This is a genomic window from Vibrio sp. 2132-1 (genome assembly GCF_033344315.1).
On the sequence record NZ_JAWPON010000100.1, the window covers coordinates 1 to 1,081 of the forward strand.

The window sequence follows — 1,081 nt, forward strand, 5'->3', positions numbered from 1 at the left end:
AATATCTCAAGACCAAACTTGATGCGTCGCGGCTTGTTTGGGAGGTCAAAGCGTTTGGTGAACTGCAACCGGTCATAAATCAAACGACTTCGGAAGCAAACGCACTGAATCGACGTGCCTTTATCGTATTTAAAGAGAGTGAACACGGACAACTGACAGAATAATTTGTTATGGTTACCCATTACTATTCGAAAGATAATAAGTCTGTAACAAGGGAGCTGGGTAATGGAGAAAGTGCAGTTGGTCGTCGATTTTCTTCTCACGCACAAAATGCTGTTTACCACATTAATTTTGTTTTTTATGTGGTTGGTACGTCGTTCAATTTTGTCGATGATTCGCGGTGATCATGCCTTTTTAACCGAAGATCAACGCAGTTGGATGTCGAGAACCAAAAACGGTACGTTTGCGTTCACATTGCTGATCCTGTTTATCCTCTGGCAATCAGAAATCAGTGAGTTTGCGCTCAGTGTTACAGCGATTGCGGTTGCTATTGTGGTGGCATCGAAAGAGATCATTTTGTGTTTTACAGGCTCGATTCAACGTGCAAGTTCGCGCTCGTTTCGAGTGGGTGATTGGATTGAAGTGGGGAAGTTGTGTGGCGAGGTGATCGAACACAACATGATGGCGACCGTGATTCAAGAGATCGATTTGCATCACGGGCAATACCATTACACGGGTAAAACTGCGACGTTGCCTAATAGTATGTTTTTCACCTATCCGGTTAAAAACCTCAACTTCATGAAGCGTTATGTTTACCATAATTTCACGATTGTGGTGAAAGACTTCGTCAACCTGTATCCGCTACTGACACCGTTAACGGACAAAATTGATGAGCATTGCAGTTACTTTAGTGATGTTGCACATCGTTACAATGCCATGATCGAGAAGCATGCTGGCGTTGATCTGCCGGGCGCAGAGCCGCACATCCACATTTCAAGTCATATTAATGGTGAGCAGATTGTGCATGTGATGATCTTCTGCCCAACAGATAAGGCAAACCATTTAGAGCATTTGATTCGTCAGGACTTTATGGAGCTTTACGAGCAGCGTTTTCCTGCTTCGAATGATGAATCGAACGACG

The 1,081-nt window shown here is 43.8% G+C and carries 1 protein-coding gene and 1 pseudogene; both read left to right on the forward strand.

What is annotated here, in order from left to right:
- A pseudogene (locus R8N47_RS23695) lies at nt 1–164 on the forward strand (OmpA family protein); the annotation flags it as partial.
- A gap of 61 nt (nt 165–225) precedes the next feature.
- On the forward strand, nt 226–1,081 hold an 856-nt coding region (locus tag R8N47_RS23700), incomplete at its 3' end, for a mechanosensitive ion channel family protein (protein WP_318185914.1).